General features: G+C 56.1%; 1 protein-coding gene. It reads right to left on the reverse strand.

Going from position 1 to position 1,147, the window contains the following annotated elements; all coding sequences use genetic code 11:
- Nucleotides 1-280: 280 nt before the first annotated feature.
- Nucleotides 281-871 carry a hypothetical protein gene (locus GH681_RS23110; RefSeq protein ID WP_153163837.1) on the reverse strand — a complete coding sequence of 197 codons (591 nt, stop codon included), beginning with the start codon at nucleotides 869-871 and terminating at the stop codon, nucleotides 281-283.
- Nucleotides 872-1,147 lie beyond the last annotated feature (276 nt).

Genomic DNA, 1,147 nt, shown 5'->3' on the forward strand with positions numbered 1-1,147 from the left:
GGTGACGCAGGTCGATCATCGCGTCCAGCCGGGCGCGGAAAAAATCCGGGGTGGTCATCGCAAACCTGCGCTCCAAATCTTCCAGAAAGTGAATGCGATTGCACTGGAAACTGGAGGATTCGGCAAGCGCTCAACCACGCGCAGGCCGCGTGAGGAAAGGCTCCGAGGAGTTCTTCAGGACCGACTAGCAAGCTTGTCTCAGCGACTTCAACAACAAAAACCCCGCCGGATAAAGGCGGGGTTTTCTTTTGCTGTTCTCTGCACAGGGAGGCCGATGGTTTTACAGGGCGGGGCTACCGGCGGCGGACGCGGCCTGTTTCATCGGGGGCGTGGGTTGCTCGCTCACCGGCGGGGGCTGAGCAGGCTGATTGGACTGGGCCAGACGGGTGATTTCAGCGCGGGATGCCATAATGAAGTCTTTGCAGGCCGACGAATTAGGCGCTGCAGAAACCATCGAGCCAGACCACGCGGCGGGAAGCACATCACCCTTGGCGGTAATGTTCCACGTTCCCAGAACCTTGTTGTTCTGTTCTGCACAGACCGGAATCGGCAAATGCTCGCTGCCCTTGGGCGGCACAACCGCAATGAGGCGCAGCAACTCGGCATTGGCACGCGGGGGATAATCAACGAACGAGGTTTTGCCCTCTGCCGGCTCTTTCAACTTGGCTTCAAGTTGCTGCATGAAGCCTCTTGCTGCCAAACGGGGGGCCTGATCATTGGGTGCGGCTTGGGCGATGACGTTGTCTACATTGACACGTGCAGTCAGAACTGAACGATCAGTATCTATAAAACCAGCAGCATTAGCGGTTGCAGAGAAGGCCAGTGCGACAGCTGTGGCACCAGCGAGGCGGCGGAGAGTTTGAGAGGGCATAACCATCACTCCTTGTGTAGTAATTGCCTAAAACTTTAGCCATTCCGGGGGCCGGAGTCGAGTCATTTATGCCTCAAGAATCGCGATAAACCGGCCTGAAGTGGTGCGAAATGGTTAATGCCTCTTCAGCCCTATACCCCCATCGAGCCGCAATGCTCCCAACTTAACGCCAACCCCCTTGTGAACCCGCGCCACTCTCGGTAAAATTCATACCGTTAAGTCATTGATAAATAGACAGTATGAACTCAAACACTCGATCCCCAATCGCTGCTGGAT

The sequence above is a fragment of the Zoogloea sp. 1C4 genome (assembly GCF_009469605.1).
GTDB classification, from domain to species: Bacteria; Pseudomonadota; Gammaproteobacteria; order Burkholderiales; family Rhodocyclaceae; genus Zoogloea; species Zoogloea oryzae.

Excerpts from the sequence above, each read along its gene's own strand:
- GH681_RS23110 (WP_153163837.1), bottom strand. The coding sequence starts at position 871 with ATGCCCTCTCAAACTCTCCGCCGCCTCGCTGGTGCCACAGCTGTCGCA.